General features: G+C 69.1%; 28 protein-coding genes. 23 read left to right on the forward strand and 5 right to left on the reverse strand.

Going from position 1 to position 26,141, the window contains the following annotated elements; all coding sequences use genetic code 11:
* The first annotated feature begins 76 nt into the window (after nucleotides 1-76).
* From ACWD0Y_RS07320 to ACWD0Y_RS07340, 5 genes are all read left to right on the forward strand, one after another.
* Nucleotides 77-3,976 carry a DNA-directed RNA polymerase subunit beta' gene (locus tag ACWD0Y_RS07320; protein WP_450259448.1) on the forward strand — a complete coding sequence of 1,300 codons (3,900 nt, stop codon included), beginning with the start codon at nucleotides 77-79 and terminating at the stop codon, nucleotides 3,974-3,976.
* A 216-nt stretch (nucleotides 3,977-4,192) separates the two neighbouring features.
* Nucleotides 4,193-4,594 (forward strand): hypothetical protein, encoded by a 402-nt coding sequence (locus ACWD0Y_RS07325; RefSeq protein WP_093799565.1) that lies wholly within the window; start codon nucleotides 4,193-4,195, stop codon nucleotides 4,592-4,594.
* 105 nt (nucleotides 4,595-4,699) lie between these two features.
* Nucleotides 4,700-5,290, forward strand: a complete 591-nt coding sequence (locus ACWD0Y_RS07330; RefSeq protein WP_093799564.1) for a phage tail tube protein — start codon at nucleotides 4,700-4,702, stop codon at nucleotides 5,288-5,290.
* Between the two features lie 134 nt (nucleotides 5,291-5,424).
* A complete protein-coding gene (locus ACWD0Y_RS07335; protein ID WP_093799563.1) occupies nucleotides 5,425-5,715 on the forward strand; it encodes a hypothetical protein in 291 nt (96 codons plus the stop codon).
* Nucleotides 5,716-5,810: 95 nt separating this feature from the next.
* Complete coding sequence (locus tag ACWD0Y_RS07340) at nucleotides 5,811-6,113, forward strand: hypothetical protein (RefSeq protein WP_450259449.1); 303 nt, start codon at nucleotides 5,811-5,813, stop codon at nucleotides 6,111-6,113.
* 61 nt (nucleotides 6,114-6,174) lie between these two features.
* Here the strand turns inward: ACWD0Y_RS07340 and ACWD0Y_RS07345 are convergent, their stop codons facing one another.
* A complete protein-coding gene (locus ACWD0Y_RS07345; RefSeq protein WP_450259450.1) occupies nucleotides 6,175-6,618 on the reverse strand; it encodes a hypothetical protein in 444 nt (147 codons plus the stop codon).
* Nucleotides 6,619-6,640: 22 nt separating this feature from the next.
* On the opposite strand from ACWD0Y_RS07345, the gene ACWD0Y_RS07350 reads away from it, so the two are divergent.
* From ACWD0Y_RS07350 to ACWD0Y_RS07395, 10 genes are all read left to right on the forward strand, one after another.
* Complete coding sequence (locus tag ACWD0Y_RS07350; RefSeq protein WP_450259451.1) at nucleotides 6,641-7,366, forward strand: hypothetical protein; 726 nt, start codon at nucleotides 6,641-6,643, stop codon at nucleotides 7,364-7,366.
* Nucleotides 7,367-7,430: 64 nt separating this feature from the next.
* Nucleotides 7,431-8,501, forward strand: coding sequence for a hypothetical protein (locus ACWD0Y_RS07355; protein WP_450259452.1), 1,071 nt, complete (start codon nucleotides 7,431-7,433; stop codon nucleotides 8,499-8,501).
* A gap of 6 nt (nucleotides 8,502-8,507) precedes the next feature.
* Nucleotides 8,508-9,353 (forward strand): hypothetical protein, encoded by an 846-nt coding sequence (locus ACWD0Y_RS07360; protein WP_450259453.1) that lies wholly within the window; start codon nucleotides 8,508-8,510, stop codon nucleotides 9,351-9,353.
* Entirely contained in the window at nucleotides 9,340-11,715 is a 2,376-nt protein-coding gene (locus ACWD0Y_RS07365; protein WP_450259454.1) for a hypothetical protein, read from the forward strand. Before ACWD0Y_RS07360 ends, ACWD0Y_RS07365 begins: the two co-directional genes overlap by 14 nt.
* Nucleotides 11,712-11,999 (forward strand): hypothetical protein, encoded by a 288-nt coding sequence (locus tag ACWD0Y_RS07370; RefSeq protein WP_450259455.1) that lies wholly within the window; start codon nucleotides 11,712-11,714, stop codon nucleotides 11,997-11,999. The genes ACWD0Y_RS07365 and ACWD0Y_RS07370 overlap by 4 nt, the downstream gene beginning before the upstream one ends.
* An 82-nt stretch (nucleotides 12,000-12,081) precedes the next feature.
* Nucleotides 12,082-12,723 (forward strand): hypothetical protein, encoded by a 642-nt coding sequence (locus ACWD0Y_RS07375; RefSeq protein WP_450259456.1) that lies wholly within the window; start codon nucleotides 12,082-12,084, stop codon nucleotides 12,721-12,723.
* 122 nt (nucleotides 12,724-12,845) lie between these two features.
* Nucleotides 12,846-13,706: a peptidoglycan-binding protein gene (locus ACWD0Y_RS07380; protein ID WP_450259457.1), complete on the forward strand. Its 861-nt coding sequence runs from the start codon at nucleotides 12,846-12,848 to the stop codon at nucleotides 13,704-13,706.
* 84 nt (nucleotides 13,707-13,790) lie between these two features.
* Nucleotides 13,791-14,042: a hypothetical protein gene (locus ACWD0Y_RS07385; protein ID WP_450259458.1), complete on the forward strand. Its 252-nt coding sequence runs from the start codon at nucleotides 13,791-13,793 to the stop codon at nucleotides 14,040-14,042.
* Nucleotides 14,039-14,296, forward strand: coding sequence for a hypothetical protein (locus ACWD0Y_RS07390; RefSeq protein ID WP_093799552.1), 258 nt, complete (start codon nucleotides 14,039-14,041; stop codon nucleotides 14,294-14,296). Before ACWD0Y_RS07385 ends, ACWD0Y_RS07390 begins: the two co-directional genes overlap by 4 nt.
* 191 nt (nucleotides 14,297-14,487) lie before the next feature.
* Entirely contained in the window at nucleotides 14,488-14,826 is a 339-nt protein-coding gene (locus ACWD0Y_RS07395; RefSeq protein WP_450259459.1) for a hypothetical protein, read from the forward strand.
* A gap of 187 nt (nucleotides 14,827-15,013) precedes the next feature.
* Here the strand turns inward: ACWD0Y_RS07395 and ACWD0Y_RS07400 are convergent, their stop codons facing one another.
* The 3 genes from ACWD0Y_RS07400 to ACWD0Y_RS07410 are packed head-to-tail and all read right to left on the reverse strand — an operon-like array spanning nucleotide 15,014 to nucleotide 16,244.
* On the reverse strand, nucleotides 15,014-15,205 hold the full coding sequence (locus ACWD0Y_RS07400) for a hypothetical protein (protein ID WP_450259460.1): 192 nt from the start codon (nucleotides 15,203-15,205) through the stop codon (nucleotides 15,014-15,016).
* Nucleotides 15,202-15,954 (reverse strand): hypothetical protein, encoded by a 753-nt coding sequence (locus tag ACWD0Y_RS07405; RefSeq protein WP_450259461.1) that lies wholly within the window; start codon nucleotides 15,952-15,954, stop codon nucleotides 15,202-15,204. Before ACWD0Y_RS07405 ends, ACWD0Y_RS07400 begins: the two co-directional genes overlap by 4 nt.
* A complete protein-coding gene (locus tag ACWD0Y_RS07410; protein WP_450259462.1) occupies nucleotides 15,954-16,244 on the reverse strand; it encodes a WhiB family transcriptional regulator in 291 nt (96 codons plus the stop codon). Before ACWD0Y_RS07410 ends, ACWD0Y_RS07405 begins: the two co-directional genes overlap by 1 nt.
* Nucleotides 16,245-16,414: 170 nt before the next feature.
* Here ACWD0Y_RS07410 and ACWD0Y_RS07415 point away from each other — a divergent pair, with 170 nt between their 5' ends.
* The 6 genes from ACWD0Y_RS07415 to tuf all read left to right on the forward strand — a co-directional run bounded on the left by ACWD0Y_RS07415 (nucleotide 16,415) and on the right by tuf (nucleotide 22,238).
* Complete coding sequence (locus tag ACWD0Y_RS07415) at nucleotides 16,415-16,861, forward strand: helix-turn-helix domain-containing protein (protein WP_450259463.1); 447 nt, start codon at nucleotides 16,415-16,417, stop codon at nucleotides 16,859-16,861.
* A 111-nt stretch (nucleotides 16,862-16,972) separates the two neighbouring features.
* On the forward strand, nucleotides 16,973-17,581 hold the full coding sequence (locus ACWD0Y_RS07420; RefSeq protein WP_450259464.1) for a hypothetical protein: 609 nt from the start codon (nucleotides 16,973-16,975) through the stop codon (nucleotides 17,579-17,581).
* 304 nt (nucleotides 17,582-17,885) lie between these two features.
* Entirely contained in the window at nucleotides 17,886-18,257 is a 372-nt protein-coding gene (rpsL, locus tag ACWD0Y_RS07425; protein ID WP_003948652.1) for a 30S ribosomal protein S12, read from the forward strand.
* A gap of 2 nt (nucleotides 18,258-18,259) precedes the next feature.
* Nucleotides 18,260-18,730: a 30S ribosomal protein S7 gene (gene rpsG / locus ACWD0Y_RS07430; protein WP_018101248.1), complete on the forward strand. Its 471-nt coding sequence runs from the start codon at nucleotides 18,260-18,262 to the stop codon at nucleotides 18,728-18,730.
* Nucleotides 18,731-18,768: 38 nt separating this feature from the next.
* Nucleotides 18,769-20,898 carry an elongation factor G gene (gene fusA, locus ACWD0Y_RS07435; protein WP_450259465.1) on the forward strand — a complete coding sequence of 710 codons (2,130 nt, stop codon included), beginning with the start codon at nucleotides 18,769-18,771 and terminating at the stop codon, nucleotides 20,896-20,898.
* 146 nt (nucleotides 20,899-21,044) lie between these two features.
* Entirely contained in the window at nucleotides 21,045-22,238 is a 1,194-nt protein-coding gene (gene tuf / locus ACWD0Y_RS07440; protein ID WP_093799545.1) for an elongation factor Tu, read from the forward strand.
* Nucleotides 22,239-22,365: 127 nt separating this feature from the next.
* Here tuf and ACWD0Y_RS07445 read toward each other — a convergent pair whose 3' ends face one another.
* The gene (locus tag ACWD0Y_RS07445) at nucleotides 22,366-24,456 is read right to left on the reverse strand and encodes a PIG-L family deacetylase (protein ID WP_450259466.1); all 2,091 of its coding nucleotides are present in this window, start codon (nucleotides 24,454-24,456) and stop codon (nucleotides 22,366-22,368) included.
* Nucleotides 24,457-25,170: 714 nt separating this feature from the next.
* Between ACWD0Y_RS07445 and rpsJ the strand changes: the two genes are divergently transcribed.
* A complete protein-coding gene (gene rpsJ, locus ACWD0Y_RS07450; protein ID WP_003948644.1) occupies nucleotides 25,171-25,479 on the forward strand; it encodes a 30S ribosomal protein S10 in 309 nt (102 codons plus the stop codon).
* A gap of 14 nt (nucleotides 25,480-25,493) precedes the next feature.
* On the forward strand, nucleotides 25,494-26,138 hold the full coding sequence (rplC, locus tag ACWD0Y_RS07455; RefSeq protein ID WP_028812377.1) for a 50S ribosomal protein L3: 645 nt from the start codon (nucleotides 25,494-25,496) through the stop codon (nucleotides 26,136-26,138).
* The last annotated feature ends 3 nt before the right edge of the window (nucleotides 26,139-26,141 follow it).

The raw sequence follows: 26,141 nt of genomic DNA on the forward strand, positions 1-26,141 counted from the left end.
ACCGCGGCGGCCGGCTCTCCCCGGACCCGTTCAGACCATGATTGACTCTCGACCCCGAAAGAGGGATTGACGACAAGTGCTCGACGTCAACTTCTTCGACGAGCTGCGGATCGGCCTCGCCACCGCGGACGACATCCGGACCTGGTCGCACGGCGAAGTGAAGAAGCCGGAGACCATCAACTACCGCACGCTCAAGCCCGAGAAGGACGGACTCTTCTGCGAGAAGATCTTCGGTCCGACCCGGGACTGGGAGTGCTACTGCGGCAAGTACAAGCGTGTCCGCTTCAAGGGCATCATCTGTGAGCGCTGCGGCGTCGAGGTCACTCGCGCCAAGGTGCGCCGTGAGCGGATGGGCCACATTGAGCTGGCCGCCCCTGTCACGCACATCTGGTACTTCAAGGGCGTTCCTTCGCGCCTCGGCTACCTGCTCGACCTCGCGCCGAAGGACCTCGAGAAGGTCATCTACTTCGCCGCGTACATGATCACGTTCGTGGACGAGGAGCGCCGCACGCGCGACCTGCCGTCGCTGGAGGCGCACGTCTCCGTGGAGCGTCAGCAGATCGAGAACCGCCGCGACGCCGACCTCGAAGCCCGCGCCAAGAAGCTCGAGACCGACCTGGCCGAGCTCGAGGCCGAGGGCGCCAAGGCCGACGTGCGCCGCAAGGTGCGCGAAGGCGCCGAGCGTGAGATGAAGCAGCTGCGCGACCGTGCGCAGCGCGAGATCGACCGTCTCGACGAGGTGTGGAGCCGCTTCAAGAACCTCAAGGTCCAGGACCTCGAGGGCGACGAGCTGCTCTACCGCGAGCTGCGCGACCGCTTCGGCACGTACTTCGACGGCTCGATGGGCGCCGCTGCTCTGCAGAAGCGCCTGGAGTCCTTCGACCTGGACGAAGAGGCCGAGAAGCTCCGCGAGATCATCCGTACCGGCAAGGGCCAGAAGAAGACCCGTGCGCTCAAGCGCCTCAAGGTCGTCTCGGCGTTCCTGCAGACCAGCAACAGCCCCAAGGGCATGGTGCTGGACTGCGTCCCGGTCATCCCGCCGGACCTGCGTCCGATGGTGCAGCTGGACGGTGGCCGCTTCGCGACCTCCGACCTGAACGACCTGTACCGCCGCGTGATCAACCGTAACAACCGCCTCAAGCGTCTCCTTGACCTCGGTGCCCCCGAGATCATCGTGAACAACGAGAAGCGCATGCTTCAGGAGGCCGTCGACGCGCTCTTCGACAACGGCCGTCGTGGTCGCCCGGTCACGGGCCCCGGCAACCGTCCGCTGAAGTCGCTGTCCGACATGCTCAAGGGCAAGCAGGGCCGATTCCGTCAGAACCTTCTCGGCAAGCGTGTGGACTACTCCGCGCGTTCCGTGATCGTCGTCGGCCCGCAGCTCAAGCTGCACCAGTGCGGTCTGCCCAAGGCCATGGCGCTGGAGCTCTTCAAGCCGTTCGTGATGAAGCGCCTGGTCGACCTGAACCACGCGCAGAACATCAAGTCGGCGAAGCGCATGGTCGAGCGCGGCCGCACGGTCGTGTACGACGTCCTGGAAGAGGTCATCGCCGAGCACCCGGTTCTGCTGAACCGTGCGCCGACGCTGCACCGCCTCGGCATCCAGGCCTTCGAGCCGCAGCTGGTCGAGGGCAAGGCCATCCAGATCCACCCGCTCGTCTGCACCGCGTTCAACGCGGACTTCGACGGTGACCAGATGGCCGTGCACCTGCCGCTCTCCGCGGAGGCGCAGGCCGAGGCCCGCATCCTGATGCTGTCCTCGAACAACATCCTGAAGCCGGCCGACGGTCGTCCCGTCACCATGCCGACCCAGGACATGGTTCTCGGTCTCTTCTTCCTCACGACCGACGAGGAAGAGCGCAAGGTCATCGGCGCGGGCCGCTCCTTCGGCTCCACCGCCGAGGCGACCATGGCGTTCGACAACCGCGAGCTCTCGCTCCAGGCGAAGGTCGACATCCGCTTCCCGGTGGGCACCATCCCGCCGCGTGGCTGGGTGCCGCCGGTCGCCGAGGAGGGCGAGCAGGAGTACCAGCAGGGCGACAGCTTCCGGCTGCGTACGACCCTGGGCCGCGCGCTCTTCAACGAGCTGCTGCCCGAGGACTACCCGTTCGTCGACTACTCGGTGGGCAAGAAGCAGCTCTCCGAGATCGTCAACGACCTGGCGGAGCGCTACCCCAAGGTCATCGTGGCGGCGACGCTCGACAACCTGAAGGCGGCCGGCTTCCACTGGGCGACCCGTTCGGGCGTCACCGTGGCCATCTCCGACGTCGTCGTGCCCGAGGCCAAGAAGGCCATCGTCAAGGGCTACGAGGCACAGGACGAGAAGGTCCAGAAGCAGTACGAGCGCGGTCTCATCACCAAGGAAGAGCGCACTCAGGAGCTCATCGCGATCTGGACCAAGGCGACCAACGAGGTTGCCGAGGCGATGAACGCGAACTTCCCCAAGACGAACCCCATCTTCATGATGGTTGACTCGGGTGCCCGAGGAAACATGATGCAGATGCGTCAGATCGCCGGTATGCGTGGTCTGGTGTCGAACGCCAAGAACGAGACGATTCCGCGTCCCATCAAGGCGTCGTTCCGTGAGGGTCTGTCCGTGCTGGAGTACTTCATCTCCACCCACGGTGCCCGTAAGGGTCTGGCCGACACCGCCCTGCGTACCGCCGACTCGGGTTACCTGACCCGTCGTCTGGTGGACGTCTCGCAGGACGTGATCATCCGCGAGGAGGACTGCGGCACCGACCGCGGCCTCAAGCTGAAGATCGCGGAGAAGGGCGCCGACGGCGTCCTCCGCAAGACCGACGACGTCGAGACGAGCGTGTACGCACGCATGCTCGCCGAGGACGTCGTCATCGACGGCAAGGTCATCGCGCCGGCCAACGTCGACCTCGGTGACGTGCTCATCGACCAGCTGGTCATGCACGGCGTCGAGGAGGTCAAGACCCGCTCGGTCCTGACCTGCGAGTCCGCGGTCGGCACCTGTGCCTTCTGCTACGGCCGCTCGCTGGCCACCGGCAAGCTGGTCGACATCGGTGAGGCGGTCGGCATCATCGCCGCCCAGTCCATCGGTGAGCCCGGCACGCAGCTGACGATGCGTACCTTCCACACCGGTGGTGTGGCCGGTGACGACATCACCCAGGGTCTGCCCCGTGTCGTCGAGCTCTTCGAGGCCCGTACGCCCAAGGGTGTCGCCCCGATCTCGGAGGCGGCCGGCCGCATCCGTATCGAGGAGACCGAGAAGACCAAGAAGATCGTCGTCACCCCGGACGACGGCAGCGACGAGACGGCGTTCCCGATCTCGAAGCGTGCCCGTCTGCTGGTGGGCGAGGGCGACCACGTCGAGGTGGGCCAGAAGCTCACCGTGGGTGCCACCAACCCGCACGACGTGCTGCGGATCCTCGGTCAGCGCGCGGTCCAGGTCCACCTGGTCGGCGAAGTCCAGAAGGTCTACAACAGCCAGGGTGTGTCGATCCACGACAAGCACATCGAGATCATCATCCGGCAGATGCTCCGCCGCGTGACGATCATCGAGTCGGGCGACGCCGAGCTGCTTCCGGGCGAGCTCGTCGAGCGCGGCCGCTTCGAGGGCGAGAACCGTCGCGTGGTCACGGAAGGCGGCCACCCGGCCTCCGGCCGTCCGCAGCTGATGGGTATCACCAAGGCCTCGCTGGCGACCGAGTCGTGGCTGTCGGCGGCGTCCTTCCAGGAGACGACCAGGGTTCTGACGGACGCGGCGATCAACGCCAAGTCCGACTCCCTGATCGGCCTCAAGGAGAACGTCATCATCGGTAAGCTCATCCCGGCCGGTACGGGCCTGTCCCGCTACCGCAACATCCGGGTGGAGCCCACCGAGGAGGCCAAGGCCGCGATGTACTCGGCCGTCGGCTACGACGACATCGACTACTCGCCGTTCGGCACCGGCTCCGGCCAGGCCGTTCCGCTGGAGGACTACGACTACGGTCCGTACAACCAGTAAGAGCGCGTGTCTGTACGTCCGCAGGGCGGCCACCCTTCACGGGGTGGCCGCCCTGCGGCGTTTCCTGGACCGGTTCTCGTACTGAGTTGCGAAGTCCGCCTCCATGGATCACAGTTGGGGCAGCGGCAGAGCTGCGCCCGGAACCCCCGGGCGGCGGACCTGCCGCTTCGTGTTTTCCGCAGCAGCGCAGCACAGGCCCCCGAAGGGAGTGTCCATGTGAGTCCCCTTGCCTTCCCGGACGCGGAACGGCTCGTCGTCGATCACCTCAAGAACCGGCCGGAGTTGGCCGGGACGGTGGTCGACAACAAGCCCCCGGCCGGTTTCGACGGCACCCAGAAGGCCGTCCTCGTCTCCCGGGTCGGCGGCGCGTGGGTGGACGATCTCCACCTCGACCAGCCGCTGATCGACCTGGAGGTGTACGGGCCGGACAAGACGGCGGCGCACACGGTCGCGCTGGCGGCCCGTACCGCGGTTCTCACCCTGACCGGTACCACGTACGGCGGGGCGGCGGTCACCGATGTCGCCGAGGCGGACGGGCCGCGCTGGCTGCCCGACTACAACCGGCCCGCCGGCAACCGCTACCTCTCGACCGTCCGGATCTCCGTCCGGCCCGCTTGACCCGAACGTTCTTCCTCGCAGGCCCCGCCACCGGCGGGGCCTTCGTCATTTCCGTACACCGGCGCGACGGCATCCGCCGCCGCGCCACCCATCCAAGGAGCAGACATGGCAGGCAACAACGGCAGTCAGATCCGCGTCGCCGGAACCGGCCGGATCCTCGTCGCGAAGGCCGGGACGACCGGTCCGGCCGCTCCGGCCCACACCGGTGACGAGTGGGCGGCCGGCTGGACCGAGCTGGGCTACACCACCACCGACGGCATCAAGTTCAACAAGAAGGACAAGATCGACCCGGTCGACACCTGGCAGTCGGTGAGCCCGGCGCGGTTCATCTACTCGGACCGCGATCTGACGGTGAAGTTCCAGCTGCTCCAGCTGAACAAGGACACGCTGTCGTTCTTCATGGGCGGCGACGCCGTCACCCCGGTGACCGCCACCGGTGTCACCGACACGTACCAGTACAAGCTTGCCGCCGAGCCGAAGCAGGACGAGCGTCAGCTCGGTATCGAGTTCAAGGACGGTGCGGACGTCACGTACCGCTTCATCATCCCGCGCGGCCAGGTCACCGAGACCGAGGAGATCGGGCTGTCCCGTACGGGCGCGCTGAAGCTCGGTGTCACCTTCACGGCGCTGGCCGCCGAGAACAGCTCGACCCTGGCCACGTGGATCATGAAGGACAAGGCCTTCGGCGCTGTGTAAGGCCCGGTGACAGCGGCGGGGGCCCGTTCCGCGGGCCCCCGCCGCTTCTCCCGTGCCCTCGGGCACGCTTCCGCGTTCCGTTCCGTTTCCGCACCCTGTTCCCCTTTTGTTCCCTTCCGCGAAGGAGCCCTTTCATGTCCGGCTTCAACGTCAACGCCGCTCGCGCCCAGCGCCTCGAAGCGCTCGGCCGCGCCTGGACCTTCGAGCTCGACGACGACGTCTTCGAGCTGCCGACCGAGCTGACCCGGGCGACCGCCCGCAAGCTGCGCGACCTCGACGACAACGACGTCGACGGTCTGCTGCGGCTGCTGCTCGGCGAGAAGCAGTACGCGCGCTTCGACCACCACGAGATCACCATGCAGGACATCGCCGCCATCCTGGAGGCGTACGGCAAGGAGACCGGGCTCGGCCTGGGGGAAGACTGAGCCTCGGTGCGTTCGTCGACGAACACGCCGAGGCCCTCGAGGCGGACCTGCTCCGCCATTACGGCCTCGATCTGCTCGACTGGCACCGGGGTCTGATGACCTCCAGACGGCTCTCGGTGCTGCTCAAGCACCTGCCGCGGGACAGTGCGGTGGCGCGGGAACTGCACGGGGAGGCGGCCGAGTGGTCGGTCTCCGACTATCTGCTGGCCACGACGGTGGACCAGCTGGCCGAGGCGAACTGGATGTTCGCCACCGTGAATCAGGACGAGGACGCGGAGCGTCTCGACTTTCCGACGCCGGTGCCGCGTCCGGGCGCTGAGCCAGCTGCCGAAGCGCCGGCGGTGGAGCCGGAAGCACCGGGGCCGGGTCCGGCCCAGCTGGTGTCGTTCTTCGGGTGACGGCGCTCATCCGGTTCGCCCCCCTGCGCCGGCGTCGCGAACTCCATGGGTGTTCGCTCGCTCAGCCGAAGCCCCTCGCGCCGGCAAACACCACACAGCCTGCCTGGATCACTGCCCAGGTACCGGTGCTGACCGGGGACCAGGGCAGCAGGCGTCGCAGTTCGGCCTGCGTACGGGACAGGCCCGGGAATGCGGGGTCGAAGACGACCGGGAGGGACTCTCCTTTCTCGCCCGTCAGCCCGAAGTCGTCCGACTTCGCTGTCCGGAAGTGCAGCCCGTTCTTGTGGTCCCGATAGCTGTAGGAGAGCGAAAAGGAACCGTTCAGGTAGTACGAGGAACGGCATGTCCCCGCTGTTTTGGCCCCTCTCTTCTTCAGGCGCAGATGTGCGTAGAGGCGTGTTGCGGCAAAGGGGAATGTGGCTGCCGTGGGGGCGACGAGTATTACGTAGGAGATCCAGGGCGGGAAATCGAGATACGTCATGCGAACTCCAGCGAGGATCGACATGCCATAAGGAAAGGGAGGACTGGTGGCTACTCCGACACCGGCACCGGCACCCAAAGAAGAGGCGTGGGTTCGCCCCTTCTGGATGAACAAGAACGATATCGAGCACCAGAAGGCACTGTATCGCGACCTTCAGCATTCGGTCACGCTGATCAAGTACGAACTCGGCGGCCTGGCTCTGGGGTTGACGTTCGTCAAGGCGGATTTCACCCTCCTCAAGGCGGACGAGAAGGGCATAACACTGCGCGGACGTCAGGTCGTCACGTTCCCCTGGGCGGACCAGAAGAAGTCTCTGCAGGAGCGCATCGACCGGGTCAACAAAAAGGTCAGCGAAGATCAGGAGGCCATAAATAAGAAGGTTGCCCGTCTGGAATCCATCAAGGGAAGGGTGGAGGAGGGCGGGGACAGCGCGCGTGAATTGCGGGATCAGGCCGGATCGGGGGGCCGGGCGAACGCCGCACAGAAAGTCATGGATATTCGCTTCGCCAACGGACAGGACTTGCGTCGGGTAGAGGCGATCGAGAAGAAGGTCGACCGGAAGGTGGCGAAGATCAAGGGGCGTGCCGAAAAGCTCACGAAGCTCGAAGCGCGCATGAAAGTGATCAAGGATAAGGAAGAGGCCCTCAAAAAGGCCGGGGAAGAAGCGAACAAGAACGCCAGGGCTGCCAAGACCGCCGTCGGTCAGCTCCACAGCGACCTGCGGCGCACGGTAACCCAGGTCGAAAGAGTTTCCAATGCGCTCAGCGGCTGATGAGGGACATGTCCGGGGTGCGGACCGTCGGTGTCCGCAAAACTAGGGAAAGGCAGGAGCGGGGATGTCACTCGCCGGAAGTCTGAGAACAGCCGGCTCTGCCATGCAGGGCTTCAACCGGGTCGTGGCCGGTGGAACGACGCCACTGACCCGTCTCAAGTCGGCGGTAGGGCAGGGAAACTCCGCCCTCAACACCATCCGCGGCGGCGCGGACCGGGCAGGCGCCGCCATCGGGAAGCTGCGTACCTCCACCACACAGGGCGACACCGCGGTGGGCAAGCTGCGCACGGGGCTGCGCACCGCCAACACCTCGTTGGGAACGGCCAAGGGCGGGGCCGACAAGCTCAAGGGAGCGCTGGACAAGCTCAAGGGGTCGGCGGACAAGGCCAAGACCGCGCTCCAGGGGGTGAAGCAGCAGTCCGACGCCGTCGAGAAGTCCGTCGGGAAGGCCGGCAAGAACGCCGACAAAGCAGGAAAGACCATGGGGGGCGGGCTCACCAAGGGGCTCAAGGGAGCGAGCCTGGCGCAGAAGGGGCTCAACCTGGCCATGGCGGCCAGTCCGTTCGGCCTGATCATGACACTGCTCGCGCCGCTGATCCTTCAGTTCGTGAAGGTCGACAAGATCGTCGCGGTCGTGCAGAAGGGGTTCAAGGCGGGAATGAAGGCCATCTCGTCCGCGACCTCCGCCGCGATGAAGGCGATCGGGCCGGTCCTGCGCGGTATCGGCAACATGCTGCTCACCCCGTTCCGCGGGTTCGCCAGTGCGGTCAACGTGGTCATCGGCGCGCTGAACGGGTTCAAGGTCAGCATCCCCAGCTGGGTGCCCAAGTTCGGTGGCAAGTCGTTCTCCATCAACCTGCCGAAGATCCCGGTCCCGCACCTCGCCAAGGGCGGTGTCGTACCGGCGCGCAACGGCGGAACGCTGGCGCTGATCGGTGAGGGCGGGGAGTCCGAGGCCGTCATCCCGCTGAGCAAGCTCGACCGGATGATGAGCCCCGGTGCGAACCGTGCGCAGATCGCACGCCTCGCCGAAGCCGTCGAGCGTCTCGCCGACCGTCCCGTCCACGTTCAGGTGGACTCCCAGACCATCGCCCGCGCCGTCCTCGTCGGGCAGCGCCAGCTCGCCCGGAGGTAGGCAGACATGGCAAGGAACCTCTGGATCGGCAAGCCCGGTCTGCTGCGGGAGATCTCGCAGGCCGCGAAGAGCTGGGACCGCAGCCCCGACCTCAACGTGTCCGAGTTCCGGTCGCTGGAGGGACACGTGACGCTCGTCGCCCCGCCCAGGACCACCCGTCGGATGAAGCTCGCCTTCGAGTGGCTGGAACCCGAGGACGCCCAGCACCTGGTGCGGCTCGCCCGCAGGATCAGCGGGCCGGGAATGCTCGGGCAGAACGTGTACGCCGGCGGCTCGGTGGTCGTACTCGACCCGGCTTCGGTCAACCTGCTCGACCCGCTCCAGGCGGCCGGGCAGAGCCGGGACGTGAGGGGCGGTGACCACTGGTTCACGGTGGCCGGCGACATGACGCTGCGGCCCTCCGTCGGTGACGTCTTCACCGGGGACTGCCGGGACGTCGCCAGTGCCATCGGCTGGGCACACGGCACCTGGACCGGCTGGCCCGTGGCGCCGGGCATGAACGTGTCGTGGATGGTCCCGCCGGAGTGGGACCCCGCGCTGTGCACCGCCCAGCTCGACTGGAAGGCGGTGGACGGGTCGTACCTGTCGACCGTTTCGGTCACCGGCGGTGTCGTCTCCGGCACCGCTCCGGCCGGCGCCGCCTTCGCCACCCCGGTCGGCCGGCCCGGGAAGACCGGCGCCACCGCGCTGGCCGGCGCCTGCCTCACCATCGGCGAGGCGCCGGTCGGCTACGCGCTCGGCGACGGGTGCCCGCCCATGGCGGTCACCGGCCTGACCGACACACCGTCCCCCCGGCTGCCGTACCGGAACATCGGAATCGATCTCGTGGAGGTGCGCGGTGCAGCCAACTGACGAGAGCCTGGACGCCGCACTCGCCGCCCCGGAGCGGGCCCCCGCCCACTCGACCCGCCTCGGCGGCCGGGAGCTCGGCGCCCAGATCCAGTCGTGGAAGGTGGAGCGGGCCTACAACACCGACCTGCCCGAGGCGATGCGCGCCGTGTCGGGCAGCGCCTCGGCGCAGCTGGAGATGCTGCTCGGCGGGGCCGGCGGCGAACACGCGCCGCGCCTGTACTCGGCCTGGGCCGACCGGGCCACCGGTGACGTGGTGCGCCCCGGGCAGTCGGTCGTGCACTCCGCCGGGGTTGCGGACCGGACGCTTCCCACGTTCCGTGGAACGGTCCGGTCCCGGTCGGCCGCGTCGGGCAGCGACAGTGTGACCATCCAGGCCCTGGACGGCGCCGAGCGGCTGCGCGGTCCGGCCTCGCTGCCGCGCCCGTACCAGGGTTTCTACTACGGCCGTCCGGTCGCCACGGCGACCTGGTGCGTCGACGAACTGCTGCGCCAGGGCGGCATCCACACCTGCCCGCCGCCGCGGGCGCCCCTGGCCGACGACAAGGACCTGGCACCGTTCACGGTCCTGTACGCCTCGCTGCACGGTGGCTTCAACGCGACGTACGGGCAGCCGGAGGTGCTGCCCGTCAGCTCGTCCTACCGGTGGATCCGGGACGGCGCACCGTTCGAGATGGCGCTGATGCCGGAGCAGGCCGGGTTGCGGGCGTCCTGGATGCCGCGGTCACGGTTCGTGCTGCCCGGCAAGGTGTTCCAGGTCGAGTGCTGGGTCAACACGGCGCTGGCCAAGGACAGCGTGATCGAGATGAAGGCCGTCTTCGACCGCAGCGGCGGCGCCGCCGGCTACATCAGCGGCAAGTTCGACATCTCGACGGGGACAGTCCAGATCTTCTCCGGGACGGTCGACGGCGGCTCCTGGTACTTCAGCTGGGGGTTCCCCAAGCTGGCGGCCCTGCGGGGCGGTTGGCACCTGGGGTTCATGGTGGACACCCGGGGGACCGGAACCACCGTGCTGCCGACGGTGCAGCCGCGACTCACCGCGCCCGACGGCTCCTACCACGTCGGTGGTACGGGGACGTTCACCGAGGCCGCCGGCGCCCACCCGCATTCCGAGCTCCAGCAGATCGACCTGGTCACGGACATGGCGGTGGAGTGCCTCCAGGTCACCGACCGGGCGTGGGCGGACACCGCTTCCTACCCGCGCGCGGAGTGGGAGCAGAAGGACCAGTGGCGCAAGGGCGCGGAGCTCGACGAGGCCGCGCTGCCGCTGTACGACATCCCCAAGGTCTCGGGATCGCAGTGGGACGCGATCACGGAGATCGCCCGCGCGTCCATGTCCACGGCCGAGTTCGACGAGCAGGGCGTCTTCCACTGGCGCGGTCCGTCGCGGTTCAACAAGGTGCCGGCGGCCCCGGACACCACCGTCACCACCGTCCGGGACATCTCCTCGCTCACCGTCAGCGAGGAGATCGACGCCTGCCGCAACCACTGCGAGCAGCCGTACCAGGACTGGGCGGGCATCGGACTCGCCCACGGTACGGCGCAGACCGACACCCGGATCAGGGAGATCAAGCCCGGAGTACCGGAGGAGGTCTCGTATGCGATCGCGGACGACGAGAGCGACATCGGGCCGCTGACGATCGTGGACGACACCTCCGCGTCGATCGCCACCCACCGGGTGCGGTTCGGCAGCGCGGCGACGGGTGGTACGGCGGTGAAGGGCCGGGTCACGGTCAGTTCCCGCCGGGAGGGGCCGGCGTACATCGTCCGGTTCACGAACACCGGGACAACGAGTGTGTGGACGGTCACCAAGGACGGCAAGCCCTCGGTGCAGATCGACCCGCTCAAGCGGTCGGCGGACCCCGCGCAGCGCGTGTGGGCACGCTGGAGTCCGACGAGCCAGCAGTACTACGGCAAGCAGCAGTACCTCGCGCCCGCGTCGGAATGGGTGCAGTCCGCGAACACGGCGTACACCCTGGCGCAGACCATGCTCGACGCCGGACGGTATCCGGTGCCGGTGCTGGGCGAGGTCGAGGTGCTGCACGACCCGCGGCTCCAGCTGGGCGACGTGGTGAGGGTCGTGGACACGGCCGGCGCGAAGCTGGACACCCTCGCGTGGGTGGTCGGGATACGCACCACATATACGGCGGGGTCGGCTCCGCAGCAGACCCTGACCCTGCGCGGGACCGGCTACAACGGGGTTCCGGCCGACGAGGGCCTGGTGCCGGACGCGCCGCTGGATCCGGCGTACGGGCGACTGCGCACGTACCAGATGGTGACGGCACAGTACGCGCAGCTCGCCGACCTGACGGCGGAGCAGATCACGTACCGGACGCTGGTGGAGACGCTGGGAGGTGTGGCGTGACCCGGGCCGACGCGAGGGGGACCGAGATCCCCGTACTCGACGCGGCGGCGGTGGAGGACACCACCGCCGCACTCGTCTCCGGGCCGGAGGCGGTGTTCATGGCCGCCGACGGTGAGGGGGACGCGTTGCCGGGCTCCGGGGAACCGGCGCGGCCCGAGGACGATCCTTCGCATCCGTCACCGGACGCGCCCGCGCCCGTTCCGGTGCCCATCGACGATCCGGTCTCGCGGGAGGACGACGGCGGTATGCCGCCGGACACCCTGCCGCCACCCCTCGGCGGCTGATCCCTCCGCCGCCTCCGACCGTTGGCCGGCGTCCTGCGGGGCGCCGGCCCTTTTCGTACCCGTATCCCAGGAGGGCCCTGTCATGGTCCAGCTCACCCCGCTCAGCAATCTGCCCTACCCGCAGCCCACCGACGCGGCCAACGTGCCCCAGCACCTCCAGTCCCTCGCCGAGGCACTGGACGGGCGGACGGTGCTGCGGGTCGCCAACACCACCAGCCTGTCCTCGATCGCCACGCCGGTGACGGGGATGCTGGCCTGGGTCGCCACCCCGGGCCGGTACTACTACTACACCGGCAGTTACTGGCACCCGGTCACTCCGAGCCCGGTCCTGAAGCTCAATCCGGTGGCCGGTACGACGGCGTCCGCGTCGTACGTCGAAGCCCTGACCGGATCCACCGGCGACACGATGGTGGCGGCCTTCACCGCCCCGCCGTCCGGCACGGTCCTCGTGACGATCGGCGCCCGGATGAGCAGCAGCGTTGCCACCGGGGCCGGTTACATGTCGATGACCGTCAAGCAGGGCACGACGATCACCTTGGCCACGGCCGACACCCGCGCAGCGCTCTTCGGCGGAAACATGCAGTGCTCCGCGTCGGCCCAGTTCCAGGTCAGCGGACTGAGCGGCGGTGTCGCGTACACCGCCACGCCCGCGTACCGGTCCTCGGCGACGGCCAACACGGCCACGTTCGCCCACCGGTTCCTGCGGGTGGATCCGGTGTTCTGACCGGACCTTCGCGCGTGTTCCCTGCTCGTTCCGCATTCCCCGGCCCCGGCCCGCCGTGCCCCACGGCGGGCCGGGGCCGTTTTTCGCCCTGCGGCCCCCGATCCCGACCCGAGGAGGACCCGATGGCGGCACCTCTGTCCGCCGACGCCTTCGCCCGCGCACTGCGCGCCGAGGGCGTACGCATCACCGAACACACCGGCTGGAACACCTACAACCGCAACCACAAGGGTCCCTGGGGGCCGGTCCACGGAGTGATGCTCCACCACACCGCCGGCTCCAGCAGCGTCGGCTTCTGCCGCCGGGGCGTGCCGGACCTGCCGGGCCCCCTGTGCGTCGGCGTCGTCGCCAAGGACGGCACCGTGCACCTGGTCGGTTACGGCCGTACCAATCACGCCGGGAACGGCAGTAGCGCCGTACTGGCCGCCGTACGCGCGGAACGTGCGGTCCCCTCTCCGGGGCCTGACGCGGTCGACGGCAATGCCCGCTTCTACGGTTTCGAGATCGAGAATCTCGGCAACGGCCGCGATCCGTACCCGGCGGCCCAACTGGATGCCGTGGAACGCCTCTCCGCCGCTGTGTGCCGCGCGCACGGCTGGTCCGGGGCGAGCGTGATCGGCCACAAGGAGTGGACCCGGCGCAAGATCGACCCGTCGTTCTCCATGGACGGGATGCGCGGCCGCATCGGCAAGCGCCTCGGCGGCCGTCCGTCCGGTCCGTCGGCACCGCCCACGCCGGCGTACGCGCCGTTCCCGGGCGGTGCCTTCTTCGTGCCGGGCCACCGCGACCCCCTGTTCACCGCCGTCGGCGAGCGGCTGGTGGCCGAGGGGTGCGGCCGGTACTCCGTCGGCCCCGGGCCGGTGTGGGGCGCCGCGGACCGTGCGTCGTACGCGGCCTGGCAGCGCAAGCTCGGCTATCGCGGCGCCGGCGCCGACGGAACCCCGGGCCGTGCGAGCTGGGACCGGCTCCGGGTTCCCCGGACCTGAGGCCGACGGGGGCGGGTCCGGTGGGTGTGGTCCCGCCGGGTCCGAGGAGGACGGCCAAGAGAACAAGAGAAGGGGTGTCCGACCATGACCGAGACGACGCGACGGGCGCTCCGCACGTTCGCGCAGGCGGGCTGCGCGCTGCTCGCGGCGGCTCCGCTGCTGGCCGAGGAGCCGGCCGTACGGGACGTGCCCGTGCTGGCCGGCGCCGCGGCAATGGCGGCGGCGCTCAGCCGCGTGATGTCCGCGCCCGCGGTGCAGCGGTGGCTGCCGCCGTGGCTGCGGCGGACGGCGGCACCGCGAGCGCCGTCCGCACAAGGAGAGGAGGGCCGCGGATGATGCGGGAGTACGAGGAGAGAGGCGTGGTCGTGGAACTGGAGCGACTGCGGCGTTCGGTGGACGTCGGGTTCGCCACCACACGCGGTGATCTGGCGCTGCTGCTGCAACGTGCCGACCAGACCGACAAGGTGCTCGGCGAGCACGAGGAACGGCTCGACGCGCTGGAGCGCACGCGCTGGCCGCTGCCTTCACTGGCCGCGCTGACGTCGTGCGCGGCGCTCGCCGTGACGCTGTGGCAGGCGGCGGTGCGCTGATCCGGAAGGCCGAATACGACGATCGCGCGAGCGCGCAATTATCTTGTCCGCGTTCGCAATTTGGGGCGTGTGGTGCCTGTGAGGTGCCGCACGCCTCGACGTCCCTGCGTTACGCTGCCTTGCATCGAACGCACATTCGAGAAGGTGGCGATTCTGGAGCGCGGGCGCCTAAGTGGTGAAGGGGAGGCGTGATGGTCAGCAGTCCGGGAGAACGGCTTGCCGATGTGGTGGCCGCTGCCGTGGAGGTGGCGGCCGAAGCGGGGGAGGCGGGCACGTACACCGGGGAGGTGGCTCGCGCGTTGGCGGCGGTCGTGAACAAGGTCGCCGTGCGGGCGACCATCGACGCGGAGGTCCGCGGGTTCACGAGCGGCTGGCGCGAGGCGATGGACCTGGTGTCCGGCGACGACACCGGAACGGCCCGGATCCTGCGCCTCCCCGAACCACCCGCCGCCGCCCCGGAGTCGCCCGCGCCCTCCCCGGGCCGGGGTTCGGGCGACGGACCGGACGACAGTCAGGACGACGGCCGCTGAAGCGAGCCGACCGGAAACGGCCGGCCGGCGGCCGTGCCGGGTCCTGAAAGGCGTCCGCTGAACGGTCCCGGGGCAGGCCGGGAGCCGGGACGCCGCCCGAACCGTACGAGCGGGCTCAGCGAGGACGAGGCGGCCGCACCCCGAGGGGTGCGGCCGCCTCGCTTTCCGCGTTCGGGGCCGGGTGCGGTCAGGAACGCCGGCGCGTGGCGCGTTCCGCGGCGAAGACGTCCTCCAGACGGAACAGCTGGGCGCGGCCCTGCCGTCCGGCCGGCGCGAGGTGGCCCAGCTGGACCCACTTGCGGATGGTCGCAGGGGCCACGGCGACCTCCTGCGCGGCGAGCAAGCCGGTGATCAGGGGCTGCCGGGTGGAGGTGTTCACCGGTACGCACCTCCGCGCACCGAAGCCGGCGCCCGCTCGTCGAGCGCCGTGCCGATCTCCGCCAGGTCGCCGCCGTTCGCCGACAGCGCCGACCAGGCGTCCTCGTGCCACAGGTGCCGGAAGGCCAGGTCCGTACGGCAGTCGCAGTCCGTCCTGGAGCACCGGCACGCGGGGTTCACGCAGAGCACGGCCCGCCGGGCCGGAAAGGCGCGCAGCGAGACCGAGGCGCACCAAGGACAGCGCCCGCCGACCCGGACCATCGCCTCGGTGTCGCCGAGCGCGCGCCCGCAGCGCCGGGCCATCCGGCGCAGCTCGTCCCTGACATGGGCCGCCAGCACGGGCTCCGCGGCGATCCGGCCGAGCAGGGCGCGGATGCGGGTGAGCCGCTGGGGGACGGTGGCGCGGCGGGGCCGGCCGAGGCCGAGCTTGTCGTGCACCGCCTCGTCGAGTTCGGTCACCCCGTCGCTGATGTCGCGCAGCGCGTCGGAGACATGGAGCCGCAGCGGGGCTGCGGAGTGGCCGGGGGCGGTGAGGCCGTGGGTCCGCTCGACGGCGAGCGCGTCACGGCGCTCCTCGCGGATGCGGGCATCACGGGCGGCGAGTTCGGCGGCGGTGGGCTCGGGGCGGTCGCCGGACCGGCTCCGGGTGCCGGGGGACAGTTCGACGAGCAGCTCCGGGAGCTGACGGACCAGCAGGTCGAGCCAGAGAGCGGTGTCCTTGGCGGCGGGTGTCGGGGTGGTGGGTGCCATCAGCGTTCCCCTCGGTGCTTGGCGGTGTGCTGGGCGCGGGTGACCGGGCGGCCGTTGCGCCAGAGGCGTCCGGCGCTCACGCCGTCGAACCAGTTGTCGGCGGGGGCCACGGTCTCCTCGCAGCGGCGCAGGACAGGGCAGCGCGCACACGCGCGCAGGGCCGGTGCCGCGTCCCTCTCCCGGCGGGCGAAGACGATCTGCGGAGGCATCCCGGAGCACGCGGCGGCGGAGCGCCACCACGTCGACCGCGGGTCGCGCTCGTCGTCCGGCGGCGGGGTTGATGAGGTCATGGCGGCACGATGGCATGTTGCGAGCGAGCGCGCAACAAAAATGAAGTGGCCTGGGCCGAAATTGCCTTGGCTCGGTGAAAAACCCTCACAAAGAACGTGTTTGCGGGGGGATTAATTCTGTGCGCGCGAGAGCGCTAGGGTGGTGCTCTGCTTCGGAGGGAGGCACCCCCATGACCACCAGTGAGCTCGAGCAGTTCGCCAGCTGGGTCGAAAACCTGATCCGGCGGCGCGGCTACGACATCGACAGTCCCCGCGGCGGCGGAAAGTCCCGGCTTGCCGACGAGGCGGGCGTCCATCGCGCCGCCATCACCAGACTGCTCCAGCGCCAGAGCATGCCCGACCTGGAGACCACCCGGCGGCTCGCGCACGTCCTGCGCGTACCGGTCCGGGACATGCTCATCCGCTCCGGCAGGCTCACCGAAGCGGACCTGCCCCTCCCCGAGCGGCCCCGCGCCGCGCCCGTGGGCGCGGACGGCGGGGCTTCCCGGCTGACGCTGGAGGAGGCGGCGGCCGCGCTGGGCGTCCCCGACGACCAGCGCGAGATGTTCATCAGAGTGGCCGGGCAGTTCCTCCCCCCGGCAACTCAGCGGCATGACCGGCGGCATATCGGGGAGTAGCCCCGACCGGGCGCCGAGTAAGCTGCTGCGGCCTGTCTTCCTGTCTGCGCGCGCAGGCGGACCTACCTGTGGCGCCGCCGGGCGGCGACGGGACGTGAAAGAGAGTGACGCATGGTCGAGGGCGATGGATGCTCCCGGCCGAACGGCGGTTCCGCCGGCCCGCCCTCCCTCCCTCCCGGTCGGGACGACCGCGATCCGCGGCCTCTTCCTCCGTCGCGAAACCTGCCCGGACTGCTCGCCTCGCTCGGTCAGTACCTGGAGGACCACGCTCCCGAGGGCCTGGTCGTCCTGCTGCGCGCCGAGATCGAACGCCGTGAGCTCGACGCGTACGCGAGCGGCTGGCGCGACGCGGCCGCCGAGTACGAACCGGCACTGCGGCAGGCCGCCCAGGCGCGCCGCCTCTCGCTGGTCTCCCGTACCCCGGGCCAGGCCGCGGTGATCCCGTTCCAGCCCGACCGCCGGTCCCACGACGCCGAGGCGGCCGACCGCTTACCCGAGGAGCGGGCGGACCCCGCCCCGACGCCGGGCGACGCGAGTGGGCAGCCTTCCGGCCCTCCGCCCGCGACCGACGGTCGCGGGGCCGGCACCCCCACGGAGCCGGAGCGTCACACCCGCGCGACCTTCGTGCCCAAGAGCCGCAGCTCCAAGGTTCCGACGATACCGAGGCTGCGCCATCCCCGGCCCTCCCGCGAGGGCCGCGAAGAGGGTGAGGACGCGTGACCCGAGCGGCGCCCGCAGGGGTGTACGCCTGACCTGGTCCGTCGCCGCGTGCCCGGCCCGTCCCGCGCGTGGGCATTTGTTTTGACCGGAGTCCATGAGGTAGGTACGCTCAGACCTTGTGCCTGGGGTGTGCCTGGGCTCGTGTGCGTGTCCTCAACCGCACCGCGAGTCCGTGAACGGCCATCGCAATCTGTGACTTCTCCGCTTCGGCGGGGGCTTCCAGTGTTCGACACACCCGACCGCGTGGGTCGGGAGTGTTCCAGGTTAGTTTCACAGTGATCGGCACACAGAAACCGGAGAAGTAGTGCCTACGATCCAGCAGCTGGTCCGCAAGGGCCGGCAGGACAAGGTCGAGAAGAACAAGACGCCCGCACTTGAGGGTTCCCCTCAGCGTCGTGGCGTCTGCACGCGTGTGTTCACGACCACCCCGAAGAAGCCGAACTCGGCCCTGCGTAAGGTCGCGCGTGTGCGTCTGACCAGCGGGATCGAAGTCACTGCTTACATCCCGGGTGAGGGCCACAACCTGCAGGAGCACTCGATCGTGCTCGTGCGTGGCGGTCGTGTGAAGGACCTGCCGGGTGTTCGCTACAAGATCATCCGCGGTTCCCTCGACACGCAGGGCGTCAAGAACCGTAAGCAGGCTCGCAGCCGCTACGGCGCCAAGAAGGAGAAGTAAGAATGCCTCGTAAGGGCCCCGCCCCGAAGCGCCCGGTCATCATCGACCCGGTCTACAGCTCTCCTCTTGTCACGTCGCTGATCAACAAGATCCTGCTCGACGGCAAGCGCTCCACCGCCGAGCGGATCGTCTACGGCGCCATGGAAGGCCTCCGCGAGAAGACCGGCGCTGACCCGGTCATCACGCTGAAGCGCGCTCTCGAGAACGTCAAGCCGTCTCTCGAGGTCAAGTCCCGCCGTGTCGGTGGCGCCACGTACCAGGTGCCGATCGAGGTCAAGCCCGGTCGTGCGGCCACGCTCGCGCTGCGCTGGGTCGTGGGTTACTCCCGCGCCCGCCGCGAGAAGACCATGACCGAGCGCCTCATGAACGAGCTGCTCGACGCCTCCAACGGTCTTGGCGCTGCCGTCAAGAAGCGCGAGGACACCCACAAGATGGCCGAGTCCAACAAGGCCTTCGCGCACTACCGCTGGTAGTCGCTACCCACATCGAGACCGAGAGAAGATTGAGCCTTATGGCCACCACTTCGCTTGACCTGGCCAAGGTCCGCAACATCGGGATCATGGCCCACATCGACGCGGGCAAGACGACCACCACCGAGCGGATCCTCTTCTACACCGGTGTGTCTTACAAGATCGGTGAAGTCCACGATGGCGCAGCCACCATGGACTGGATGGAGCAGGAGCAGGAGCGCGGCATCACGATCACGTCTGCCGCGACGACCTGCCACTGGCCGCTCAATGATGTCGATCACACGATCAACATCATCGACACCCCGGGTCACGTCGACTTCACCGTCGAGGTGGAGCGTTCGCTCCGCGTCCTCGACGGCGCTGTCACCGTGTTCGACGGTGTGGCGGGCGTCGAGCCGCAGTCCGAGACCGTCTGGCGTCAGGCGGACCGCTACGGCGTGCCGCGTATCTGCTTCGTCAACAAGCTCGACCGCACCGGCGCCGAGTTCCACCGTTGCGTCGACATGATCGTCGACCGCCTCGGTGCGGTGCCGCTGGTCATGCAGCTCCCGATCGGTGCTGAGGCAGACTTCAAGGGCGTCGTCGACCTCGTGACGATGAAGGCCTTTGTCTGGTCCGCCGAGGCCGCCAAGGGCGAGATGTACGACATCGTCGACATCCCGGACACCCACACCGAGGCTGCCGACGAGTGGCGCGGCAAGCTGCTCGAGGCTGTCGCCGAGCACGACGACCAGATGATGGAGCTGTACCTCGAGGGCCAGGAGCCTTCGGTGGAGCAGCTGTACGCCGCCATCCGTCGCATCACGCTCGCCTCCAAGGGCAGCGCCGACTCCGTCACCGTCACCCCGGTGTTCTGTGGCACCGCGTTCAAGAACAAGGGCGTCCAGCCCCTGCTCGACGCGGTCGTGCGCTACCTGCCTTCCCCCCTGGACGTCGAGGCCATCGAGGGCCACGACGTCAAGGATCCGGAGAAGGTCGTCCAGCGCAAGCCTTCCGACGACGAGCCGTTCTCCGGTCTTGCATTCAAGATCATGAGCGACCCGCACCTCGGCAAGCTCACCTTCGTCCGGGTGTACTCGGGCCGCCTCGAGGCCGGCAGCTCCGTGCTGAACTCGGTCAAGGGCAAGAAGGAGCGCATCGGCAAGATCTACCGCATGCACGCGAACAAGCGTGAGGAGATCGCGTCGGTGGGCGCCGGCGACATCATCGCCGTCATGGGCCTGAAGCAGACCACCACCGGTGAGACGCTCTGCGACGAGAAGAACCCGGTGATCCTGGAGTCCATGGACTTCCCGGCGCCGGTCATCGAGGTCGCGATCGAGCCCAAGTCCAAGGGTGACCAGGAGAAGCTGGGTGTAGCCATCCAGCGTCTCTCGGAGGAGGACCCCTCCTTCCAGGTTCACACCAACGAGGAGACCGGCCAGACCGTCATCGGCGGTATGGGCGAGCTTCACCTCGAGGTTCTTGTCGACCGCATGAAGCGCGAGTTCCGCGTCGAGGCGAACGTCGGCAAGCCCCAGGTCGCTTACCGCGAGACGATCCGCAAGGCCGTCGAGCGCATCGACTACACGCACAAGAAGCAGACTGGTGGTACCGGCCAGTTCGCGAAGGTGCAGATCGCCCTCGAGCCCATCGAGGGTGGCGACGCCTCGTACGAGTTCGTCAACAAGGTCACCGGTGGCCGCATCCCCCGGGAGTACATCCCGTCGGTGGACGCGGGTGCGCAGGAAGCCATGCAGTTCGGCATCCTGGCCGGCTACGAGATGGTGGGCGTCCGCGTCACCCTGATCGACGGTGGTTACCACGAGGTCGACTCCTCCGAGCTCGCCTTCAAGATCGCCGGTTCGCAGGCGTTCAAGGAGGGTGCCCGCAAGGCCTCTCCCGTTCTCCTCGAGCCGATGATGGCCGTCGAGGTCACCACGCCCGAGGACTACATGGGCGATGTCATCGGCGACCTCAACTCCCGCCGTGGCCAGATCCAGGCCATGGAGGAGCGCAGCGGCGCTCGCGTCGTGAAGGGCCTCGTGCCTCTCTCGGAGATGTTCGGCTACGTCGGAGACCTCCGCAGCAAGACCTCGGGTCGCGCAAGCTACTCGATGCAGTTCGACTCCTACGCCGAGGTTCCGCGGAACGTCGCCGAGGAGATCATCGCGAAGGCCAAGGGCGAGTAGCTCCCCCGAGTTGACGCTTTAGGCTTGACCCGACCGCCGGGGGTTTCCCCGCGACCCCGTGTGGGAGACCCCGGCGGTTGGCATCCCAGCAAAGATCACCTGGCGCCGATGAAGCAAGGCGTACAGAACCACTCCAGGAGGACCCAGTGGCGAAGGCGAAGTTCGAGCGGACTAAGCCGCACGTCAACATCGGCACCATCGGTCACATTGACCACGGTAAGACGACCCTCACGGCCGCCATTACCAAGGTGCTGCACGACGCGTACCCGGACCTGAACGAGGCCTCGGCCTTCGACCAGATCGACAAGGCTCCTGAGGAGCGCCAGCGCGGTATCACGATCTCGATCGCGCACGTCGAGTACCAGACGGAGTCGCGTCACTACGCGCACGTCGACTGCCCCGGTCACGCCGACTACATCAAGAACATGATCACGGGTGCGGCGCAGATGGACGGCGCCATCCTCGTGGTCGCCGCCACCGACGGCCCGATGCCGCAGACCAAGGAGCACGTGCTCCTGGCCCGCCAGGTAGGCGTGCCGTACATCGTTGTCGCCCTGAACAAGGCCGACATGGTGGACGACGAAGAGATCATGGAGCTCGTCGAGCTCGAGGTCCGTGAGCTCCTCTCCGAGTACGAGTTCCCGGGCGACGACCTTCCGGTCGTGCGTGTCTCGGCGCTCAAGGCGCTCGAGGGCGACAAGGAGTGGGGCCAGTCGGTCCTGAACCTGATGGCCGCCGTCGACGAGTCGATCCCGCAGCCCGAGCGCGACGTCGACAAGCCGTTCCTGATGCCGATCGAGGACGTCTTCACGATCACCGGTCGTGGCACGGTCGTCACCGGTCGTATCGAGCGCGGTATCCTCAAGGTCAACGAGACCGTTGACATCGTGGGTATCAAGGAAGAGAAGACCACCACCACGGTCACGGGCATCGAGATGTTCCGCAAGCTGCTCGACGAGGGCCAGGCGGGCGAGAACGTCGGTCTGCTCCTCCGCGGCATCAAGCGCGAGGACGTCGAGCGCGGCCAGGTCATCATCAAGCCCGGTTCGGTCACGCCGCACACCGAGTTCGAGGCCCAGGCCTACATCCTGTCGAAGGACGAGGGTGGCCGTCACACCCCCTTCTTCAACAACTACCGCCCGCAGTTCTACTTCCGTACCACGGACGTGACCGGCGTCGTCACCCTCCCCGAGGGCACCGAGATGGTCATGCCGGGCGACAACACCGTCATGTCGGTCGCGCTGATCCAGCCGGTCGCCATGGAGGAGGGCCTCAAGTTCGCCATCCGTGAGGGTGGCCGGACCGTGGGCGCCGGCCAGGTCACCAAGATCACGAAGTAATTTCGTGGCTTGACCTGGTAGCTCCACCAGAGCACCAAGAAGGGCCCCGGCCCGCCGTTCGCGGCGGCGTCGGGGCCCTTTTCTGCTTTTGCTTTTGCCGGCCCCCCCTTGCCCGCGGGGGGTCCTCCTAGGGCCGCCAGAGCCAGGGCGTGGCATCCGGGCCCAGGCCGACCACGACCGGGCCCTGCGGGCCGACGTGCAGTGCCGGGCCCTCCAGGGAGGCCGGGGCGCCGTCCTTACGGCGTACCAGGCGGCCGCCCGCGAGCAACTGGACCTGCCCCTCGGGGCCGCGGCCCAGCAGGACGGGCCCCGTCGGAGCGGACGCCGCGCCCACCGTCCCGTACCCGTTGAACCGCAGCCGCCCCCGGCTGCTGCCGCCCACCCGTGCCGTCGTCAGACGGGCCGTCGCGGGGCGCCGGTACACCACGTCTATGCCGCCGTCCGGCGCCGCGAGGGCGGTGGGGGAGCTTCCCGGCGTGGGCAGCCCGGTGCCGGGGCGCGCGCCCACCGGCCGGCCCGGCGCGTCCTGCGTCCAGTGGTGCACGGTCTCGCGCCCCGCTGCGAAGACGTGGACGCGGCCGGCGTGGTCCACCACCGCCGCGAGGCCGTCCTGGATCTCGCCGCCGCCGAGGTCGCGCCAGGCGTCCCAGCCGCCGGCCGTGCCGCGGACGCGCGTGCTGATGCCCTTGTCCGCGTTCCGTACGAAGAGATGGACCCGGCCGTCGGGCGCGGCCACCGCGACGGGCGAGCCGATGCGGCGGCCCCGGTCATGACGCTTCTCCGGGTTGCCGAGGCCGGTCCAGGCGCCGAACCCGCCGCCGGGCGCGCGCTGCTCGAGTACCACGATCTCGCGCGTGTTGGCCGCGCCGTGGCCCGTGAGCGCGGAGAAGCGCAGGCCGAAGAGGAGCTGCCGGCCGTCTTCGAGCGCGGCCGCGCCGAGCGCCGGAGCCAGTGGTCCGCCGCCCAGGTCGTCCGGCGCGCCCCACGCGCCGCTGCCGCGCGCCGTCTCGCGCCAGCGCGCGACCCGCAGGCCCAGCACGCCGTACGCCGTGAGGCGCCCGTCGGGGCCGGTGGTGACGACGGGCCGGGCGCCGGGGTAGCGGTAGTGGGTGGAGCGGACCCAGCCCTTGCGGTTGGTGAGCGGACGGTCGCCGCCGACGTTGTAGTCGCCGCAGCCCGCCGCGTTCCCGCACGCCCAGTCGGGCCCGCCGCCGTACGGCACGAGGTGCGCGGCCTTCTCCCTGACCACGGGTCCGGGGAGGTTCTTCGGCCAGTGGCGGTTGTAGTAGCCGCGGTAGGCGGTGGTGACGAATCCCGGCACGGCACCGCCGCCCTCCGTCGCCTCGGCGACCCACCGGATCATCGCGGCCCAGGTGAAGGAGGCGACCGCGGTGTGGTCCGCGTGGTCGGAGTAGCCGGGCTGTTCGCTGTCGTGGCGCCGGGTGGCCTCGTCGCTGTGCTGGATGTCGGGGTCGGGGTCGAGGGTCTGCACGACCGTGGGGCGGTACCGGTCCATCAGCCCCGCGAGTACGTCGACGAGTCCCTCGTAGTCGTACGAGCCGGCCTTCTGCAGGGGCGAGCCGTCGGCCACGACGGTGCGCAGCGACAGGCCGCGCGCCTCCCACAGGCTGGGCAGTCCCAGCCGTTTCCACGAGGTGTGCATGGCCAGGTTGAGGAAGATCAGCTCGACCCGGCGGTCACCGTTCGCGAGGGTGTTCAGCTCGGCTCTGCGGCCCCCGCGCAGGGTGGTCACGGACTTCTGCCACCGGGTGAACCGGGGGAGGCCCAGGAGGACGGCGTATGCCTGGCGCAGCCCCTGGTGGCGGGCGGAGGAGTACGCCCCCCTGTCGGCCGGCCCGGGGGCGGCGCCGGGTATCCGGTTGACGCCGTTGGCCTCTCCCGCGGTGACGTACACGCAGACCAGCGGGGTGCCGGAGTCCAGCGTCTGCCGGGTGTCCGGGTTCATGAAGTACAGGTCGTCGTCGGGGTGCGCCAGGATCTGCATCAGCAGCGCGTGACGGGGGCCTGCTATCTGCTTGCCGGGGACCGGGTCGGCGACGGGGCCCGTCCGGCGCGGGGCGGGGACGGAGCAGGCGGTGAGGGCGATGCCGCCGGTGAGGGCGGCGGCGGAGGCGACGACGGCGCGCCTGCCGGGGCCGGATGCGGTGACGTCCTGAGAGCGGGCAGGGGAGAGCCCCCGTTCGGTCGTGCTGGTCACGCGTGCTGCTCCGTCCGCTTCCCCCGCAGCGGGCGGTCCTTCGCGCTGCGTTCTGTGAAGGTGGACGGAGTTTCGGTACGCGGGGTTGCCTCCGCGCGGCCGCGTGTGCGCAGACGCGTGCGATGCCCGGACACCGCGGCGAAGCCGGAACGACCTGCGCCGACACCTCGAACGCCTTCTGGAAAAAGGGCAGTTGAGGCACACCGAAGCCGGCGGACTCCGCCGGAGGGGGAGCCCGGGCGGCTGCGAGGCGCGGGCGAAGGCGCCCGTGCGGTCGCGGCGCGCCCGGGGAAGCCGGGTTTGACGTTCGTCACGCACGGGGTAATCTCTTGCGCCCGATTGGCGCGGGCTGTGCCCCGTATGGCAGACTGTCGGGGTTGCTCGGTTGAGTGCCGATGCTGCGCGCCTCCCGTCGGGAGGACCGGAAGCGAGTCCCACAGTACTCGTCGTCCCAACTGCCCTCCGGGCAGCGCTGGGGCGGACGTACGGGAATCTTTCGGGAAGCGTTGGCGGGGCTGATACCAGGCACCCGGTGGGTGTTCTTCCCCCGGCTTGCGGTCGCGGACCGCATCCCCTACTGCAGGGAAAACCTTCGGGATTTCTTACTGGCGAGGATGCGACACGCCCGACCGCGTGGGTCGGAGAAGAGCGGTGCTGGCAGAGACAGCCCCCGGGTCCCAGAGCGTGACGAGAGAACAGGACTACTAGGTAGCCATGGCGGGACAGAAGATCCGCATCCGGCTCAAGGCCTACGACCACGAGGTCATCGACTCTTCGGCGAAGAAGATCGTCGAGACGGTGACTCGCACTGGTGCGTCGGTCGCGGGCCCGGTGCCGCTGCCCACAGAGAAGAACGTGTACTGCGTCATCAAGTCGCCGCACAAGTACAAGGATTCTCGCGAGCACTTCGAGATGCGCACCCACAAGCGCCTCATCGACATCCTCGACCCGACGCCCAAGACCGTTGACTCGCTGATGCGCCTGGACCTTCCGGCCGGCGTTGACATCGAGATCAAGCTCTGAGAGGCGCGGGAAAGATGGCTAAGCAGATTAAGGGCATCCTGGGCGAGAAGCTCGGCATGACCCAGGTCTGGGACGAGAACAACCGGGTCGTCCCGGTGACCGTCGTCAAGGCCGGGCCTAATGTCGTGACCCAGGTCCGCACGAATGACTCCGACGGCTACGAGTCGGTCCAGATCGCCTTCGGCGAGATCGACCCTCGCAAGGTGAACAAGCCCCTCAAGGGCCACTTCGCCAAGGCCGACGTGACCCCGCGCCGCCACCTGGTGGAGCTCCGTACCTCCGACGCCAGCGAGTACACGCTCGGCCAGGAGATCACTGCCGAGGTGTTCGAGTCCGGCGTCAAGGTTGACGTCACGGGCAAGAGCAAGGGCAAGGGCTTCGCCGGTGTCATGAAGCGTCACAACTTCGCCGGTGGCAAGGCTTCGCACGGTGCCCACCGCGTGCACCGCAAGCCCGGTTCCATCGGTGGCTGTGCTACTCCCGGCCGTGTCTTCAAGGGCATGCGCATGGCGGGTCGTATGGGCAACGAGCGGGTCACCACCCAGAACCTGACCGTCCACGCCGTTGACGCCGAGAAGGGTCTGCTGCTCATCAAGGGCGCCGTCCCCGGCCCCAACGGTGGCCTCGTCCTGGTCCGCACCGCGGCCAAGGGGGTTTGAGGA

The organism is Streptomyces altiplanensis, assembly GCF_053591575.1.